Source organism: Mycobacterium sp. pV006 (genome assembly GCF_041287115.1).
Taxonomy (GTDB): Bacteria; Actinomycetota; Actinomycetes; order Mycobacteriales; family Mycobacteriaceae; genus Mycobacterium.
Genome location: NZ_JBGGKT010000055.1, coordinates 1 through 1,047 on the forward strand (window position 1 = coordinate 1; position 1,047 = coordinate 1,047).

At 65.8% G+C, this 1,047-nt stretch carries 1 protein-coding gene; it reads left to right on the forward strand.

Features of this window, described 5'->3' with window-relative positions; genetic code table 11:
• Positions 1 to 293 precede the first annotated feature (293 nt).
• The gene (locus ACAG25_RS24760; RefSeq protein WP_370491059.1) at positions 294 to 869 is read left to right on the forward strand and encodes a DUF6431 domain-containing protein; all 576 of its coding nucleotides are present in this window, start codon (positions 294 to 296) and stop codon (positions 867 to 869) included.
• Positions 870 to 1,047 lie beyond the last annotated feature (178 nt).

A 1,047-nucleotide genomic window follows, 5' to 3' on the forward strand; every position in this document is an offset into this window, starting at 1 on the left:
TGTTGACCGTCTCTCTGTGTGACGACCACGGCGGTGGTGTTCGGCATTGATCCTGACGATGATCGATGCCAGTAACGATGGTCATCTGCATCATCACGGTGCCCACGATCGGCTCGGCTACCGGTCGGCGCGTCGGTGTGGCGATCCGACCTCGCCGCGGTGAGGGTGGCTCGTATCGTCACGCTCGGTGACGGTGACCGACCCAAATCTGGTGGGGTCCAACACGAACTGGCCCCTATGCCTGCCAGTGGGTGATAAGTAACGCTGATGTGTCATGAACAACTGGCTCCGCGGTGATCGTCGCCCGCACCACCGAACTGGGCGAACACTTGCTCACCAACGGCGAGCTGCGCTGCCCACACTGCACCAACGGCCAGCTGAACCCCTGGGGATACGGTCGGGCGCGCACCGTGCGCGACCTTGCCGGCGCCACGGTGACGGTGCGGCCCCGTCGCACCCGATGTTCGTCGTGCTCAACGACGCACATCGTGCTGCCCGCCGCGCTGCAACCACGACACGCCGACACCACCGCGGTGATCGGAACAGCGTTGCTACACAAGGTAAAAGGACTCGGATACCGGCGTATCGCGACCGCCATCGACCGGCCGGTGTCCACGGTGCGCCGCTGGCTTCGCCGCCTACCGCCCACCCATCTGGAGCGCATCTACCGCGACGGGACACAATGGCTGCTGGCGCTGGACCCTGACACCTTCACCACGCTGCGCCGCACCGGCACCATGCTGCATTACACGTTGTCGATCCTGGCCGCAGCCGCGCACTGGGAGCGCCGCCGATACGGCGTCAGCGACGAGCCGTGGACCCTGATCGGCCTCTACACCCGCGGACGACTCCTGGCCCCACCCGGCTGACCCCTACCATCGGCCCCCGTCCACCCTCGGGGCGTCGTCGCCATGCCCGAGGGCCACCGTCACGATGACGACGACCGCGTCACCACGACGAACAACCCGTCACCATGCAGACCAACACCCGAAATCACGTCGTCATCGACAGTGACGGCATCATCTGCATCCTCAGCGACGGCCAACA